This window comes from Nonomuraea sp. SBT364 (assembly GCF_001083785.1).
In the GTDB taxonomy this organism is placed as follows: domain Bacteria; phylum Actinomycetota; class Actinomycetes; order Streptosporangiales; family Streptosporangiaceae; genus Nonomuraea.
In genome coordinates, this window is the sequence record NZ_LAVL01000004.1 from 102,794 (window position 1) to 120,552 (window position 17,759).

Sequence of the window (17,759 nt, forward strand, 5' to 3'; positions counted from 1 at the left end):
GGAATCTTCAGGACCCTGGCGAACCTACGTACAGCATCAGATCGGGGGCCCCGCGCGAAGGGTTGCGGATCAGGCCGGGTGTGGCGTTGTCCACCAGGGCTCGGTGGACTTGGGCGGGGGTCCAGGTCGGCTGTTCGGACAGGATGAGAGCGGCGGCTCCGGCTGCCAGGCCGGCCGAGTTGAGTGTGGGGGCGTATTCGTCGCTGCCGCCGCCGACGGCCATGGTGGAGAACCAGGCGAAGAGGTCGACGTTGGGTCCGGTGCGGGTGATGCTCGACTCGATGGTGTCTCCCCAGGTCCGCCCTACGGTGATGGCTTCGGGGAGGCGGGCGGGTGACACCTTGGTCGAGTCCCGGTCGCCGGTCGGGCCGACCGCACCGGAGTCGGTGACCAGCGTGACACCGCTGTCGATGAGGCGGAGCGCGGCCGCGTCCACGGCGGGATCCGCGTCGAGGGTGACGTTGAGGACGGCCACCGCTGGTTTGACGGCGTTCGCCCGCACCCAGTCCAGGCCCTGGACGAGGCGTTGCGGGGTGGTCGTGGGCGCGCACGCCATGATGCGCACCCCGACGATCCGCACCTCCTTGGCCACCCCGTGCCTGGTGCCGCCCACGGCGCTGGCCAGGCCGGTGCCCCAGTTGTCGTAGGAGGGGCAGGAGGAGTCGGTGAAGTCGGGGCCGTTGACGGCTCGGCCACCGAACGTGGTGTGCGTCGTGGCGATCCTGTCCCCCAGGACGTAGGCGTGCACGTCATGCGCGGTCGTCCGCCACGAGAACGATCCGGAAGGCTGAAGGTCGCGCTGGTCCAGGACATCCAACGCCCTGGGAGGGGCGGTCTGGGTACCGGCGGAACGCGGCCCGGGAACGACCAGCCCGCTGCAGAGCAGCCCAATCAGGGCCTGCGCCCGGATGCGGCGTCGTGTCCTCATCATGGTCTCCTTGTCACAGTGATCGTTTGAAGATCTGTCCAGGAGCGGAGGTGGAACGACTTGGTGGAAGGCCGCGGTGAGGCTCGCCCCGGCCCGGTCGACGTGTGCCGCGAGCTGATTCAGGGAGTTATGGCCGAAACAGGTGCCACCGGAGAAGGCAGGGCTGCCATGACACGGCGGCGTGGGTCTCCAGGGTTCGACACGCCCGAACGTTGGGCGATCGCGGCAATCGTATGCGGCGCCTCAGCTGGATGACAGCTCATCTTCTGCCATTAATCGACGCATGACTGCCAGTTCGAGGTGGTCGGGGGCGCCCCTATGTGTGGTCCAGGTGCTCCAGCAGGTCATCACGCAGGTCGACGACGTGTTCGCGGGCGGACTGCTCGGCCCGGCCGAGGTCCCCGGAAGCGAGCGCGTCGAAGAACTGACGGTGCGTCCGGTAGACCTGCGCGCCGGACTCGTAGAACTGCCGGTGCATGCGGAATGTCTGCAGGAGCGGTACGCGGAGACCCTCCCAGGTCCGCATGAGCAGGGGGCTCCCGGCCAGCCGGAAGATGGTCTCGTGGAACTCCATGTCGATGGTGACGAGAGCGGCCCAGTCGTCGTCCCTGGAGGCCTTGTCCATCTCGCGCAGGATGTCGTTCAGGGCGGCGAGGTGTCCGGGGTCACGATGGGCCAGGAGGAAGCGCACGGCCACCGGCTCCAGCGCCTGCCTGATCTCGATGACGTGGGCCGCGTCGGTCTTGGACAGCGTGGCGACGCGGGCGCCGCGGCGGGGAATGAGGTGAACGAGCCCTTCACCCTGCAACTGCCGGAGCGCGTCGCGGATGGGGCCGCGGCTGAGACCGAACTTCTCGGCCAGATCGCGTTCCGTCAGATGATCGCCGTCCCTGTAGCGGCCGGCCAGGATGTCCTCGCGCAGGCGGCCGGTCACCTCTCCGCCGAGTCCGGTGAAGGTGATCCGGGAGGTGTCACTCACGGCTCCTCCCCCGGTTCGCAGGCGAACTCGACCAGGCAGCCGTCCGGATCGCGGAAGTAGACGCTGGTGCGCCACTCGCGGGCGCACTCCTCCCTCGCCGGTCCGTGCACGATGGGCACATTCGCGGTGGTGAGCAGCTCGATCGCCTCCGCGACAGGTCGCGGGAACCGCAAGCAGAAGTCTGCCGCCCCGGCGCGGGGCGAGGCGGCTCGTGGCGCGGCGGGCGTCTCGGCCGGGTGAATGTTGATCTTCCAGGGGCCGAACAGCACCGACGGGTAGAGGGCCGAGCCGGCACGCCACTCCGCGAGCCGATGAGGCGTGCCCCCCAGGACGTCGGTGTAGAACGCCACGGTGCGCTCGACGTCTTGAGCAACCAGGACGATGTGATCGAGCTCGAGTTCGAGCCGGGGCGGAGTCGCTGCCGCCGCTTCGCTGTCTAGGGTCACAACGCCATGGTAATTGGTTAACCATTGACAGTTGACCAAATTGCCGGGCGCTGCGGCTGGGGCAGGAAGGCGGGCGGCAGGCGTGCGATCACCGCCCACGTCGCCTCATGAGTGCTCGCCTGGGCACGATCTTGTTGGTGCGTCGGGCACCGGCAAGACCCCTGCACTCCCCCAGTTCGGCCACCGGCACCTCGCCGCGCGCGGCCGGCGTCAACAGCGCGTCGGTGGCGGACACCGCACGCGGCGCTTGCGCGAGGCTGCCGCCGTGCTCGGGCGGCTCTTCGGACAGCGTCCGGCCGTCCTGCGGGGAGGCGAATGCCAGGAAGGTGCGCCGCAGACCACGTCCGTGGATGTGGTTGCTGAGCAGGCCACCGCTCCCCGCATGGCGTTTCGGGTCTACGTGAGCAGTGGCCTGGCGACGCGAGCTCGAATGGCCGGCGCGTTCGCGGGTGCTACATGTCGCGGTTGTCGGGCGTGTCACCCGTCACGGTGGACACGGTGCCCGCGCTCGCCGGTGCGGCGACCGCCGCGGCGACCCCGCCGACCAGGAGCGCAGCCGCGATAGTGGTCATGAAGATGCGCTTCATGAGTCCCTCCGATTCCTCGTAGTAATGACACAAAGAATCTTCGCCGTGTACGGGTGTCCCGGCGAGGACATTGACTGCCGATTTGCGCCAGGATCCTGCCATTCGGCATCGTCCTCGCTCCTACGGCTCGTCGGACGCGCGATGCTCGTGTGTCGTCGGCTCGGGCGGCGAGGGGTCTGCATTCGCCGGGCGCCGCCCGAGCTTACCGGCCGGCTGGTGAGCGCACCCGACCGGCGCTTTTCCGCTGCCGCCAATCCTGCGCGGAACTCACGAGCGAGGCAGCTCGTGGACGACGTCGGCGCCTGCGGCCGTGCGGCACCCGATACGCAGCAAATGAATTCCCACTCCACGGTCAGATGACAGCCTTTTTGTGGCAAGGACCTGAACTCGCCGACTGCCTTTACATCGCAGCGCGCGATACGGTAGTAAAAAGGCCCGACCGAGCCCGGAGTACATCATGGCCAAGCGAATCATCGAATCCTTCATCGACGACATCGACGGCAAGGAAGCGACCGGGACGGCGCGGTTCGCCCTCGACGGCCTGGCCTACGAGATCGACCTGTCGGACCAGAACAGGCAAAAGCTGGAGAAGGCCCTTGCGCCCTTCATCACCAAAGCCCGTCCCGTGCGGACGCCGCGCAACCCCCGTCGCGTACGAGCTTCGAGCGGGAATGCGCCCGCGCTGAGCCGAGAGAAGTCCGCCGAAATCCGGCAGTGGGCCAAGTCGCAGAATCTCGAGATCAACGAGCGCGGCCGGATCCCGGCCGGCGTCGTGCAGAAGTACGAGGCCGCTCACTGACGTCTCCACTGGTCGTCGCGGCGGGCGCCCATGCCGCGTGATCCCATCGAAGACGGCAGAAGACATTGAAGAGGATCGCCGGCTTTTCGAATGCGATCGAGAGATCGCCGGATGCCGGTCGGGTCCGGCGGGATCGCATGGCCACATTCTCCAGAGCCATGGTCATGGGGTCAGCGTAGTGCCGATGTGGCCATGGCTGTCCGGCTGAAGCCGAGGTACGCCTGCACGACCTCCCGGCCCTCGTGTCGGCTGCTCAAGCGAGGTCCGGTTTCAGGAAATCTACACTGTAAAGGCGGCCGGTGAGCTCGCCATCGCGGACCCTGCCGCTCTGTGGAGAGGTCGCGGATTCACCTGCGCGATGCCGGCCGGGCCTGGTACGGCCCCGGGTCCGGCGGGTAGCCGGTCGAGGGAGCGGAGTCCGCTACATTGGCCTCTCTCAGCGGGCCGGACGGGCCAACGAAGAGGGGAAGTTCCCATGACACTGGAATCCATAAATCCTGAGGAGATGGAGCCGCCGGTGACGTACAGTCACGTTATCGTTGCCACCGGCACTCGAATGGTTTTCGTCGCAGGTCAGGTGGCCGAGGACAAGGAAGGCAACATCGTCGGACACGGCGACATGACGGCTCAGGCCCACCAGGTGTTCGCAAACATCGGCCACGCGCTCGCCGCAGCCGGTGCCCGACCCGACCAGGTGACCAAGCTGACGATCTTCGTCGCCAACTACAAACGTGAACACCTCGCGAACATCGAGCAGGGGAGAGTCGCGTTGTTCGGTGACCACAAGCCGACCGACACGCTGGTGGGAGTTGCCGCGCTGTCCAGGCCGGAGTATCTCCTCGAAGTCGACGCTGTTGCGGTCATCGACGCAGTTTGACCGATCCTCGTCTGCGAGACGGGCGTGGCACATTGTCCGGTGAATGCGCATTCCGGTCCGGTTGACTCACGACTCCCCGTACCACGGCTGAATCGCGGAACACTCCTGGTGCAGCACGATCGGATCAGGGATGAGCCCGTATCGGGCGTCGCCCGGGTACATCACCGCTCTGTGCGGTGTGTCGCCCGCGAATCGGCGGATGGACGCCCAGTCCTCCCAGTAACTTTGCAGGAAGACGTGAGCATAATCATCCTGTGTCGCGCACCGGAAGAATACGCCGAGGTTTCCGGGAAGTGCCTTGATCTCGTCGATGACCACGTCCTGAAAGTGCTGCTCGAACGCTCTGCTGGACTCGATCGGCACGACGCCGTGCCATGAACGAAGAATCATCGGGGCATTCTAAGGCCTGGATCAGGAGGCTTCGAATCCATAAATGGCCCCTGTAGGTGCGGCTTGCGGTTGGCCGCCTGATCGGACTTCTCCGGGTTGACCGCCTTGATGCCGCACCCGACCGGGTGCGTGGCCGGCCCACCGGCGTGCGGCCTGCCGCCGCGGATCACGTACGGCGAATCCCTCTGATGCCAACTTCGTACAGGCCCTGGTGCGGAGAACGAAGCCGCGACCCCGGGCCGGGCAATGTTGGCAGCAATCCAGCGAAAAGAAGTAATTTTCCACCTTGTGTGCGGCAAATGCTGCGTCTGATGCTTATGTTCGCATTACGTGGTTCGTTCTGAACCGCTTCGTGCACCAAGCGGGGCGGCCGAACCACGCGTGACCGCCTCCGCGTCTCTGCGAGCGGGGAGAACGAATGTTGCGACAAGGGCTGGTCGTGGCAACTGCGGTGATCATACTGGCAGGGGGCGTCGCCCAGCCCGCAGACGCCGCCGCGGCTACGGGCACGACGGCGCTGGTCCCTGACTGCCGGCCCTCAACAGTTGAGGCGGACGCCGCGCGCGCCATCGCGGAGGCGTGCGGCGAGCCGGTGGAGGTCGAATCCTTACGGACGCCGACCACTCAGGTTCTCGCCAACCGTGACGGCACCAGCACGGTGGAGATCTACGCCCACCCGCGCTGGGCCCGGCGGGCCGACGGCTCATGGGCACGGCCGGACGCCGGTCTTGAGGCGCGGGAGGACGGCTCGGTGGCGCCGCGGGCGTCGGCGCTGGGCCTGGTGCTGTCGGGCGGCGGCGCCGGGCCGCTGCTGCGCGCCAGGCACGAGGGCCGGGACGTGGCGCTGTCGTGGCCCGATCCGCTGCCCGAGCCGGTGCTGGAGGGCGCCCGCGCCACCTACCCCGAGGTGCTGGCCGGCGTGGGCCTGGTGGTCACCGCGCGTGACACCGGATTCTCCTTCGTGCTGGTCGTCAAGGACCGGAAGGCGGCGCAGAATCCGCGGCTGCGCGGCCTGGCGCTGGGCAGTTCCCTGTCAGGGCTGACCTGGCAGAAGGGCGATGACGGCGGCCTGCGGGCAGTGGACGCCAAGGGCAGGACTGTTCTCGGGGCGCCGGCACCGCGCATGTGGGACTCCGCGGGCACGCGCTCGGCCGGGACGGGGATCGAGGCGGTGGAGCAGCCGGCGCGGGGCGCCGCCGTCGCGGCGGTGAAGGTGGACCTGGGGGCCGACGGGCGGTTGACGCTCGTGCCGGACCGAGGGCTGCTGACCGACCCGGCGGCGCGCTTCCCGCTGATCGTGGACCCGGACATCGGCTACGCCTCCTGGACGATGATCAACGAGTACTCCGGTAACCAGTCGTACTGGAACTATGACCGGCGGGACTGCTCGGGTGCGGCCAACAGCGAGTGCGGCAAGGTCGGGTACTACGTCGACCCGGTGCGCTACCGGTCGATGTTCTCCTTCCCGCCCGTCGCGGTGCACGGCAAGGACATCATCGGGGCGTCGATGTGGATCGACCTGGTGCACTCGGCGTCGTGCACGGCGAGCACGACGGAGATGCGGGTGGTGCACACCGATCTGGGGCCGGGTACCACCTGGGACAACACGTGGGCCTCCTGGGAGGGCGGCAACGTCGACACGGTGGTCAACAGCTCCTGCCGCCAGGTGCGGACGCCCACGGAGTTCGATGCGACCTCGGCGGTGAAGCGTGCGGCGTCGGAGCGGTGGAGCCGTCTCGTCCTGGGGTTGAAGGCGTACGAGGAGGGCTCCGCGGCCGGGTGGAAGAAGTTCGACGCGGTCACGGCCAAGCTGGCGGTCACGATGAACTCGCCGCCGGACGCTCCTGGGCCGCTGTTCGTGGACGGCAAGCCGTGTGCCGTCGGCGCGGGACGGCCGTTCGTCGCGACGCGGTCACCGACGCTTCGCGCGGGGGTGCGGGACGCCGACGGCAACTCGCTCAAGGCGTCGTTCTACTGGCGGCGTGTCCGCGAGGACGGCTCCCTGTCGCCGGCCCCGCAGGCGCCGAGCAAGGCCGAGCCGGAGGTGCCGTCGGGCAGTACGGCGCAGGTGAACGGCTACCCGGGCGTGCTGGAGCCGGGCGAGCAGATGGTGGCCACGGGGGACGTCACCCGTGACGGCCGGGCGGACGTGCTCATCCGGGACGGTGACGGCTATCTGTACGCGCTGCCCGGTTGGAGCAGGCAACTGGCTGAGCGTGTCCCGCTGGGCACCGGGTGGGGCGGGTTCACCGTCGCCGGCGTGACGGACTGGGACAAGGACGGTCGCCCGGACCTTGTGGCGCGCAACGACGCGACCGGTGAGCTGCGTCTGTATCCGGGGGGCGCGGCGAAGTACACCTTCGACGCTCCGGTGACCATCGGTGTGGGATGGGGTGGTTACACGCTGGCGGGGCTGGCGGACTGGGATCGTGACGGGCATGTCGACGTGATCGCCAGGGACGGCGGCGGGGGGCTGTGGCTGTATCCCGGGGAGAGCAAGCGGGTCGCCTCGACGCAGCCGCGGGTGACCCTTGGGTCCGGCTGGAACGGGTTCACCTACTTCGGCACGATCGACTGGGATCGTGACGGCGCGCCTGATGTGCTGGCTCGGGATCCTTCGAACGGCGTCCTGTGGCTGTATCCGGGTTCGGGGGGAAGATCGGCCTATTCCGGGAGTCCGGGGCGGTTCGAGGTCGGTTCGGGCTGGTACGGCTACCAGGCGTTCACGACGCCTGACATCGACGACGACGGCAAGGCCGACATTGTGGCCGATCCTCCGGACACCACGACGTGGTACGGCTACCAGGGCAGCGGCACGCGCTCGGGTGGCGGGTCCCGGTGGCCGATGGCCGCGATCGGTCTCTCGCCGAACAGCACGTACCAGTGGTGGGTCACGGCGGCCGACTCGCGTGTCAGCGGGCCGGCCTCGCAGACCTGCGAGTTCACCGTCGACGTCGCCAAGCCCGTCACGCCGCGTGTGACATCGGACGTGTACAAGGAGGGTACCGACGTCTGCGACGGCGGTGCCTGCGGCTCGGTGGGACAGACGGGCAGGTTCACCTTCGCCAGCGCCTCGCCGGACGTCGTGCTCTACAAGTGGGGGTTCGACGACCCGCCGGCGGCGGACGCCGTCCCGGCGGCGTCGGGCGGCAGCGTGTCGGTGGAGTGGGTGCCGGCACAGGGCGGCCAGACGACCCTGTACGTCGCCGCGGTGGACCGCGCGGGCAACGCGAGCCGCAAGGAGTACCGGTTCGTGGTGGGCTCGCCGGCACCTCCGCGGGCGCGGTGGAAGCTGTCGGACCCGGCAGGGTCGAGCGTGCTGGCCGACGCGACCGGCAACGGACGGGACCTTACGGTCATGGGCACTCCGGTGCTGGGTGAGCCCGGCCGGTTGGTCCCGGGTTTCGACGGTGAGCCGCAGACCGCGATGCGGGTGGACGCGACGAGCGGTTACGCCTCCAGTCCGGATCTGCTTGATACCAGCAGGAGTTTCTCGGTGTCGGCGTGGGCGATGCTGGGGGGCGAGGGCGTCGATCAGACCGTGGTGGCGAGCCAGGGCAGCCAGCTGGGTCCGTTCTATCTGGGCGCGACCGACCGGTGGGTGATGCTGGTCCCCTCCCGGGAGACCGACGACGGGCAGGTCGTGTGGTGGCATGCGCGATCTGCCACCGTTCCGCGGGTGGGTGTGTGGACGCATCTGGCCGGGACCTACGATTCGGCCGCCAAGACGCTGCGCCTGTACGTCAACGGTGTTCTCGAGGGCACGGTGACCGGCGTGACCACCTTCGACGCGTCCGGTGAGGTGTGGGTGGGCAAGGGCGGGACGCCGTTGCGGGGCTCGGTGGCCGACGTCCGGGTGTGGGACCGGAAGATCACCGACGCGGAGGTGTTCGATCTCGCCGATCCGATGATCACCGGCCGGGCCGGGGAATGGGATTTCGACGAGGTCTATTCGCGCTCCGCGACCGACACCTCGGGCAAGTTTCGCGACATGCCGTTGTTCGGCGGGGCGCACATGCCGCCGGGCGGCGGCCATCCGGGATCGGCGTTGCACCTGAACGGCAAGGACGCCTATGCCGCCGTCGACGGGCCGGCACTGCGTACCGACCAGTCGTTCACCGTGGCGGCGTGGGTGCGGGTCGCGGATCTGAGCCGCGCGCAGACGTTCGTGTCACAGCAGGGTGCCGGAGCCGGGCCCGGGTTCGCGTTGTCGTACGATCCCGCGGACAACGGCAGGTGGGTGTGGTCGGTGCCGGCCTCGCCCGCTGACACCACCAACGTCACCTCCGCGGCGGTGGCGGCGGTGACCCCGGCCGATTACCACCATCTGACGGGGGTGCTGGACGTCCAGACGCGGTCGTTGCGGCTGTACGTGGACAGGAAGTTGCAGACGACCGCGCGGCTGAACGCGGCCTGGCAGCCGTGGCAGGCCGAAGGCGCGCTGCTGGTGGGGCGGGCGCATCAGGGCACCACCCCTGCGGCGTTCGTCGACGGCGCTGTGGACGGCGTCCGCCTGTTCCAGGGCGTGGTGTCCGACGTGTCCCGGATCGGGAGCGTGAACCGGTCGACCTTCACCGACACCTTCAGTGACGGCTCCACCGGCGGGTGGAAGCACTACAACGGCGCCTGGTCGGAGTCCGGGGGTGTCCTGTCGGTGAACTCCGGTGAGGGGCACCGCGCGGTGGTGGACGGCGCGTGGGTGGACTTCGCCGACTTCACCTTCGAAGCTGACGTCCGGATCGCCTCGGCGTCGGGCGAGGCCGGCGTCGTCTTCCGCAACACGGCCGACGACTACGGCTTGGACGCCTACCGGGGCTACTACGCCGGGTTCGACGGGACGTCCATGGTGCTGGGCCGGATGGACACCGCCTGGAAGGTGCTGTCACGGGTGCCCGTAGCCGCGGCGGCGGGGGCGTTCCATCACCTCAAGGTGGTGGCGCACTCGGGGCGGATCCAGGTGTTCTTCGGCGACGCGGCCACCCCGCAGATCGACGTGGTCGACACCGGCTTCCGGTCCGGCGGGATCGGGGTGCGAGCGGTCCGCACCGGAGCGGCGTTCGACAACGTGTCGGTGGTGAGGAACACCGTTCCGAAGGCCGGCACGCTGTCGAGCCGGAAACCGGCTGTCGGGTCCGGTGCGGTCCGGCCCGGTCCCGCGATACGGCCTGTCCCGCCACCGGCGGGCTCTGTTTCCTGACCGCTCCCATCCAGCGTCGCACGCTTCGTGAGCGGGCGGCGGACACCTGACCGACCCGGTCCTCATTTTCACCCCGGCGGGGACGTGCGCCGGGCATGTCAGCACGCAGTTCGGTTCGAGGCAAGGACAGACATGGCACACCATCGACCCCTGCAGTTACGAACTGTCTCTGTGGTCATCGCCCTGGCGACAGGCATCGCGACCGCGATCATCCCATCCCAGGTAGCCGTGGCAGCCGAATCTCCGATGTCGGGTTCCGTACAGAAGGAGACGATCGTGCCGGCTCGGTACGCCGAGTCGGCGAAGGTCAACGCCACGGCGGTGAAATCGTGGCGGGCTCCCGCGCCGGTATGGCCGGCGAAGGGCACCGCCGAACTCGAGGTCCCCGCCGCGGGGGCAAGGTCCGACGGCAAGCGTGGCGCCCGTGCCGGTGACCTGCCGGTCTGGGTGGATTCGGCCGGTGACGGGGCGACGGCGGCAGGCGGCCCTGCCAAGGTCCGGGTTGAGTCGCTCGGCACGGTCGAGACGTCCGCGGCGAAGGGGCTGGCGTTACGGGTGACGCGCGCCGACGGCGTGGCGGCTGCCGCGCCGGCCCGGGTAACCGTCGACTACGGGGCGTTCCGGCACGCCTATGGCGGTGACTGGGCGTCGCGGTTACGGGTGTGGAGCCTGCCGGAGTGCGCGCTCCGCACTCCGGAGGAGGCCGCCTGCCAGGGGACCATGGTGGCGTCGGTCAACGACGTCGGTGCGGGCACCGTGTCGGCGCAGGTCACGCTCGCCGGAGTGGAGGCGCAGGCGTCCGGGGGGTCGTTGCTGGCGGTCGCGGCCGAGCCGTCCGGTCCGGCCGGCGACTACACGGCCACGTCGCTGTCGCCGTCGTCGACCTGGACCGCCGGAAGCAACAGCGGCGGCTTCACGTGGTCGTATCCGATGCGGGTGCCGCCGGGGCTGAGCGGGCCGGAGCCGGCGCTCTCGCTGGAGTACTCGTCGTCCGGCGTCGACGGGCAGACGGTCGCCGTCAACAGCCAGCCGTCCTGGATCGGCGAGGGGTTCGACTGGCATCCGGGATTCATCGAGCGGCGGTACATCGGCTGCGCGCAGGACATGGCTGCCAAGAACAACCAACCGGCCAACAACACGGTCAAGACCGGGGACATGTGCTGGGCAACCGAGAACGCGATGCTGTCGCTGCCGGGACACGCCGGTGAGCTGCTCAAGGACGGCTCCGACGGCGACCGGTGGCATCTGCGCGGCGACGACGGCACGCGGGTCGAGCGCAAGACCGGCGGGGCGAACGGGGACGCCGACGGCGAGTGGTGGCTGGTCACCACGACCGACGGAACCCAGTACTGGTTCGGCGGCCGGTCCGGGTCGCAGTCGACCCTGACGATGCCGGTGTTCGGCAACCATGGCGGGGAGCCCTGCTATCAGGCGTCGTTCGCCGCCTCCTCCTGCACCCAGGCCTACCGCTGGCAGCTGGACCATGTGGTGGACACGCACGGCAACACGATGCGGGTCTCGTATACCAAGGAGACGAACCGCTACGGGCGCAACCTCAAGCCGGCGGACGCGGTGGAGTACGACCGGGCCGGCTATCCGCAGAGCATCGAGTACGGTACGCGCGGTACCACGGACGTGGCACCGATGCGGGTGACGTTCGGCCTGGCGGACCGGTGCCTGGCGGCCTGCACGGTCGACAAGAACTGGCCGGACGTGCCGATGGACCTGAAGTGCACGGCGTCCCCGTGCGGGTACACGCAGGCATCGCCGTCGTTCTGGATGACCAAGCGCCTGGCTTCGGTCACCTCCCAGGTGTGGGACGCTGCTGCGGGCGCGTACGCCGACGCGGAGTCCTGGACGCTGACCCACGCCTTCCCCCCTGTGGAGGACCTGGGCACGCCGGCGATGTGGCTGGAGAAGATCGGGCACAAGGGTCAGGCCGGTCCGGAAGCCGACGTGATCCTGCCGGAGATCAGGTTCGTCCCCACGCTGCTGTCCAACCGGGTCGACACCCGCGACGACCAGTACCCGGCGATGAACCGGAACCGGATCAAGACGATCGCCACCGAGACAGGTGGCCTGATAGACGTGAACTACGCCGACTACGACTGCGCGGCCGGGGCGCGGGAGCCCGACAGGAACAAGCTGTACGACAACCCGCTGCGGTGTTACCCGGTGCGCTGGACTCCGCAGGGTGCCACGGCGCCGATCAACGACTACTTCCACAAGCACGTGGTGAAGTCCGTCGTCACGACCGAGTCCGGTACGGAGCTGACGGCGTCGTCGCCGAAGGTGATCACCAGCTACACCTACAACGGAGCCCCGGCGTGGCACTACACCGATGACAACGGGATGATCAAGCCGGAGTACAAGACCTGGTCGGTGTGGCGTGGCTACAGCTCGGTGACCACCACTGTCGGCGAGGGCAGCGAGCAGATGCGCACCGAGAAGCGGTACTTCCGCGGCATGCACGGTGACACGCTGCCAGATCTGAACGGCGACGCGCAGCTCGACAAGCGGGAGGCGTACCTGCCGGCGGTCACCGCGAACGGTGTCGGGGCGGCCGCCGACGAGGACACCTTCGCCGGCAGGGTGCGGGAGTCCATCGTCTACGACGGCGAGGCCGAGGTGTCGGCCACGGTGAGCGAGTACGCCCAGTCCGCGCCGACGGCGTCGCGCACCATCGGCGGCACCACCGTGCACGCGCGTTTCGTGCACGAGTCGGCCACCCACTCGCGTACCACCCGTGACGGGGCGCGCGCTCCGCGCACCACCACGGCGAGCACGCAGGTGGACGGCTACGGCATGCCCATCCGCGTGGACGACCGAGGCGACACGGACGTCACCGGGGACGAGAAGTGCAAGCTGACCGAGTACGCGCGCAACACCGGCACGTGGCTCGTGGACAGGGTCTCCCGCGTCCAGACGTTCGCCACTGACTGTGCCACCGCGGCCGCCGCCGTCGAGGCCGGCACCCTTCGCGAGGACCAGGTCATCGCCGAGGAGCGCACCTCCTACGACCACCAGGCGTGGCGGGGCGCCCCCGGCAAGGGCGACGTGACGAAGGTGGAGACCATCGCCGAGTTCAAGAGCGGCGCGCCGAGCTTCGTGACGGAGAGCCAGTCGTCCTACGACCAGTACGGCCGCGTCGTCGAGGCCACGGACGTGCGGGGCGGCAAGACCACCACCGACTACAGCCCGGAGACCGGCGGGCCGGCGACCCGCGTCACCGTCACAGGGCCGTTGAACTGGACCACGGTCACGGAGCGGGACCCGGTGTGGGCCCAGCCGATCACCATCACCGACCCCAACGGGCGGGTCACCGACCTGGCCTACGACAGCCTGAACCGGCTCACCGCCGTCTGGCGTCCCGGCTGGGGCAAGGCCACCTACCGGGACACGCCCAGCGTGCGCTTCTCCTACCGCATCGGCGAGAACGCCGCCAACGTGGTGACCACCCAGACGCTCACCCCGACGGGCGGCGGCTATGTCAGCAGCCACACGGTCTACGACGGGCTGATGCGCGAGCGGCAGACCCAGGCGCCCGACGCCGCCGGAGGCGCGGGAGCGGTGGTCACCGACATTTTGTACGACTCGGCCGGCCGGGAGGCCAGGAGGAACAACGCCTATCTCGCGTCGGTCGCGCCCAGGCCCGAACTGATCAAACCTGCGGAGATCACCACACTCATCCCGTCGGTGGAGGTCACCCAGTACGACGGAGCCGGGCGGGTGACGGCTGAGATCCTCAAGCGGGACATGCCGGCGGGCAGCCCCGGAGGCACGGAGATGTGGCGCACCGGGCACGGCTACGGCGGCGACCGCGAGGACCTCACCCCGCCACGGGGCGGCATCGTCACCTCCACCGTGACCGACGCCGCCGGCCGGCCGAAGCACCTGCGCCAGTATCAGGCGGGCAAGGCGGCGGGCGCGGCCGACGGCTTCGACCAGACCGCCTACACCTACAACGCCAAGGGACAGCTGATCGGGCTGGTCGACGCCGAGGGCAACAGGTGGCAGTACGGCTACGACATCCGGGGCAACCGCACGCGGACCACCGACCCCGACACCGGCACCGCCCTGACCGTTCACAACGCGGCGGGCGACCTGGTCTCCAGGACCGACAGCAGGGGCGAGACCACCGCCTACACCTACGACCTGCTGGGCCGCCCGGCCACGGTGCGCGACGGCAGCACCACCGGTGCCGTCCGGATGGAGCGGACCTACGACACCCTGGCCAACGGCGTGTCCGTCAAGGGGCACCCGGTGAGGTCAACCCGCTACGTCGGCGTCGACGCGTACACCAAGCAGATCAACGGCTACACCATCGACTACAAGCCCACGGAGGTGACCCACAAGATCCCCGCATCGGAGACCGGCCTGGCCGGTGACTACACGTACAAGATGACCTACAACCCCGACGGGTCGGCCAAGACGCTGCGCCTGCCCGCGGTCGGCGACGTGGGCCAGGAGGAGCTGAGGTTCGGATACACCGCCCTGGGCAAGCCGACGACGGTCTCCACGACGCTGGGCGGCACCCTCGTGACGGCCACCGGCTACACCAGCTTCGCCGAACTGGGCAAGATCGAGCTGAAGAACGCCGCCGGCCAGGCCGTCCACATGGTGCGTACGTACGAGGAGGGCACCCGGCGGCTGGAACAGATCGCGACCACCCGGCAGACGGCGCCGACCGGTGTGAGCGACCTGCGCTTCGCCTACGACGACGACGGCAACGTCGCCGAGCTCTCGGACGAGATCTCCGGCGACCGGCAGTGCTTCACCACCGACTACCTCAAGCGGGTCGAGGAAGCGTGGACGCCCTCCACCGGCGACTGCACGACGGCGCCCGCCGCGAACGGGCTGGGCGGGCCGGCCAAGTACTGGCACACCTACGAGCACGACGCCGTCGGCAACCGCGTCAGGACGGTCCAGCACGCCACCTCCGCCGGTGACCGCACCACCACGTACACCGTGCCCAGTGGCCACAAGCTCGCCGGCACCTCCACGGTGGACGGGACCGGGACCAAGACGGGGTCGTACGCCTACGACGCCTCGGGCAACGTGATCTCCCGGCCCACCGGCACCGCCGGGGAGCAAATTCTCACCTGGGACCCGGAGGGCAAGCTCGCGCGGAGCGTCGACGCGAGCGGCATCACCTCATACGTCTACGACGCCGAAGGGGAGCGGTTGATCCGAAGGGACCCGACCGGCAAGACGCTGTACCTGCCCGAGCAGGAGTTGCGCTACACCACCGCCACCGGGACCAAGGCGGGGGCGCGGTACTACACGCACGCGGGCCGGCTGGTCGCGACCCGGGCCGCGGGAAAGCTGCACTGGGTGAGCACCGACCAGCACGGCACCCCGAGAGCCAGCGTCGCCGCGTCGACCGGCCAGGCGGTGGCCCGGCGGCTGGACACTCCCTACGGTGAGACCCGTGGCGTCACCGGCACCTGGCCCACCACTCTGGACAAGGGCTTCGTCGGAGGAACCAAGGACAACACCGGGCTGACCCATCTCGGCGCCCGCGAGTACGATCCGGCGCTCGGCCGGTTCGCCTCTGCCGACCCGCTGCTGAACCCCGGCGACACCCAGCAGATCAACGGCTACAACTACGCCAACAACAACCCGGTCACCCTCGCCGACCCCGAGGGGCTCATGCCGGGGCCGATGTGTCCTGACGGCGAATGTTCCAAGCCGAACAGTCCGAACGCGCCTCCCAAACGCGCCTCCAACCCCGCGACGAGCTACAACCCGCCGGTCGTATGGCAGCCGGTCAAGGTCAGGCCGAACGGGTGGCGATGCGCCGACGGCGCGCGGACCTGCGCTCCGGCGAAGGGCAGCGCGAAGGGCGACCTGCGGCCTCTCACCTTCAGCAGCGACCCGCAGCGCGCGGCCGCGCTGACGGATGCCCTGGCCGCCGCCGGCGCGAAACTGGGCATGCCGCTCGACGAAGTCCTCAAATGGCTCGACGAGAACAATGGTTCGATCTCGATCTGCGCGGAACAGAGCGGTGGTGTGATCTACGGCTGGAACCATTTCGCCTGCACGAACATGGATGAGTACGGCTACACCTTCAGCGGCAGCAAGCGAAGGGGCTGGGTCGCCGGTGCGGAGATCACCGGAGCGGCCGTCGGCGTCTACCTGAACACCGATGCCAAGGCGAACCAGGTCCACACGGGAAGGGTGCGGGCCTTCTACAAGGGCTGGTCGCTGCATCTGGGCGGCTCCAGCGTCGGTGTCCTGGGAGTCGAGACGCTCGACGGCAAGCCCGCCGGGACGTCCTATGCCATCGGGCTCGGCTGGGGTTACGGCATGAGCGCCGGTAGCTGGATGACGACCTTCGAGGACCCGGAGGCCACCTGGAACAGCGGATACAACTACTGGGGCCGATAGGCGAAGCGCTCAGGAGCGGGGCACCGTCCCCGCTCCTGGCAGCCTCAGGCCGGGGCGTCTCGTCCGTTCCAGCGGCGGACGAGCGCCAAGCCATAGCCAGTGGCTATGGCCGCAGGTATTGGACGTCTCCGCGAAGCCGCTCCCACAATGCATGGCAGGGGGCGGCGGACAGCCACTCCTTCGGGGGCACCACAACTCTCAAGGGGCGATGACATGGGCAGCCTTATCGGCAGGACGGCATTGGTGACCGGGGCTTCGCGAGGCATCGGACGGTCGATCGCGTTGCGGCTCGCGGCCGATGGTGCGCTTGTCGCGGTGCACTACGGCACCGGCGAGGCCCAGGCGAAAGAGACGGTGACGGCGATTCAGGATGCCGGTGGGCAGGCGTTCGCGGTGCGTGCCGAGCTGGGCGTGGACGGCGACGTGGACACCTTGTTCGCCGAACTCGAAGCGGGTCTGGACGGGCGGTCACTGGACATCCTGGTGAACAACGCCGCGATCATCGATTACCGCGCCACCATCGACCAGGTCACCCAGGACCTCTATGACCGGATCTTCGCGATCAACGTGCGAGCGCCGCTGTTCATCACGCAGCGAGCTCTGCCGATGATGCGTGAAGGCGGGCGCATCATCAACATCTCCTCCGGTGTCACCTGGTTCGCGACCCCCGAGGTGGTGTACGCGATGACGAAGGGCGCGCTCAACGTGCTGGGCCGCTCGCTGGCGAACAGCCTGGGCCCGAGGGGCATCACGGTCAACACGGTGTCTCCGGGTATCACGGAGACGGACATGAACTCATGGCTGCGTGACAGTCCTCAGGCCGCTGAGCAGGTCGCCGGCATGATCGCGCTTCGCCGCCACGGGCAGCCGGCCGACATCGGGGATGCCGTGGCGTTCTTCGCCTCGGATGACGCCCGCTGGATCACCGGCCAGGTCCTGGAGGTCAACGGCGGGCTGTTCCTCGGGCCGGCGGTGCCTTGAGCTTGTCCTCAGCGCGCCGCACATCGAACCCCACACGGTCAACTGCTGCGCTTCGGCGTATCCATGCGAAGCGGTGAGGAGGACGCAGGCGTCACGACCTGGGGGTCGTGGCTGTGGCCTTCGCCCCCGAGGAGAGGTTCGAACTCGCCGTGGAGCGGCCCGCCGGCGGGATCGAGCTGAGCATC

10 protein-coding genes are annotated in these 17,759 nt (G+C 69.1%); 5 read left to right on the forward strand and 5 right to left on the reverse strand.

What is annotated here, in order from left to right; all coding sequences use genetic code 11:
• Positions 1-7: 7 nt before the first annotated feature.
• From ADY59_RS03700 to ADY59_RS53205, 4 genes are all read right to left on the reverse strand, one after another.
• Positions 8-928 carry a S8 family serine peptidase gene (locus ADY59_RS03700; RefSeq protein WP_197093417.1) on the reverse strand — a complete coding sequence of 307 codons (921 nt, stop codon included), beginning with the start codon at positions 926-928 and terminating at the stop codon, positions 8-10.
• A gap of 316 nt (positions 929-1,244) precedes the next feature.
• Positions 1,245-1,907, reverse strand: coding sequence for a GntR family transcriptional regulator (locus tag ADY59_RS03705; protein WP_049557550.1), 663 nt, complete (start codon positions 1,905-1,907; stop codon positions 1,245-1,247).
• Positions 1,904-2,353, reverse strand: coding sequence for a VOC family protein (locus ADY59_RS03710; protein WP_049557552.1), 450 nt, complete (start codon positions 2,351-2,353; stop codon positions 1,904-1,906). The genes ADY59_RS03705 and ADY59_RS03710 overlap by 4 nt, the downstream gene beginning before the upstream one ends.
• A 452-nt stretch (positions 2,354-2,805) precedes the next feature.
• Positions 2,806-2,940 carry a hypothetical protein gene (locus ADY59_RS53205; protein ID WP_269433544.1) on the reverse strand — a complete coding sequence of 45 codons (135 nt, stop codon included), beginning with the start codon at positions 2,938-2,940 and terminating at the stop codon, positions 2,806-2,808.
• A gap of 457 nt (positions 2,941-3,397) precedes the next feature.
• Here ADY59_RS53205 and ADY59_RS03715 point away from each other — a divergent pair, with 457 nt between their 5' ends.
• A complete protein-coding gene (locus tag ADY59_RS03715; protein ID WP_049557554.1) occupies positions 3,398-3,739 on the forward strand; it encodes a histone-like nucleoid-structuring protein Lsr2 in 342 nt (113 codons plus the stop codon).
• 475 nt (positions 3,740-4,214) lie between these two features.
• Entirely contained in the window at positions 4,215-4,616 is a 402-nt protein-coding gene (locus ADY59_RS03720) for a RidA family protein (RefSeq protein WP_049557557.1), read from the forward strand.
• A 66-nt stretch (positions 4,617-4,682) separates the two neighbouring features.
• On the opposite strand, the gene ADY59_RS03725 is transcribed toward ADY59_RS03720, so the two are convergent.
• A complete protein-coding gene (locus ADY59_RS03725; RefSeq protein ID WP_049557560.1) occupies positions 4,683-5,006 on the reverse strand; it encodes an antibiotic biosynthesis monooxygenase family protein in 324 nt (107 codons plus the stop codon).
• A gap of 451 nt (positions 5,007-5,457) precedes the next feature.
• Here ADY59_RS03725 and ADY59_RS03730 point away from each other — a divergent pair, with 451 nt between their 5' ends.
• The 3 genes from ADY59_RS03730 to ADY59_RS03740 all read left to right on the forward strand — a co-directional run bounded on the left by ADY59_RS03730 (position 5,458) and on the right by ADY59_RS03740 (position 17,574).
• Positions 5,458-10,203: a LamG-like jellyroll fold domain-containing protein gene (locus ADY59_RS03730; RefSeq protein ID WP_156325270.1), complete on the forward strand. Its 4,746-nt coding sequence runs from the start codon at positions 5,458-5,460 to the stop codon at positions 10,201-10,203.
• Between the two features lie 276 nt (positions 10,204-10,479).
• Positions 10,480-16,593 (forward strand): RHS repeat-associated core domain-containing protein, encoded by a 6,114-nt coding sequence (locus ADY59_RS03735; RefSeq protein ID WP_197093418.1) that lies wholly within the window; start codon positions 10,480-10,482, stop codon positions 16,591-16,593.
• Between the two features lie 213 nt (positions 16,594-16,806).
• Positions 16,807-17,574 carry an SDR family NAD(P)-dependent oxidoreductase gene (locus tag ADY59_RS03740; RefSeq protein WP_049557569.1) on the forward strand — a complete coding sequence of 256 codons (768 nt, stop codon included), beginning with the start codon at positions 16,807-16,809 and terminating at the stop codon, positions 17,572-17,574.
• Positions 17,575-17,759 lie beyond the last annotated feature (185 nt).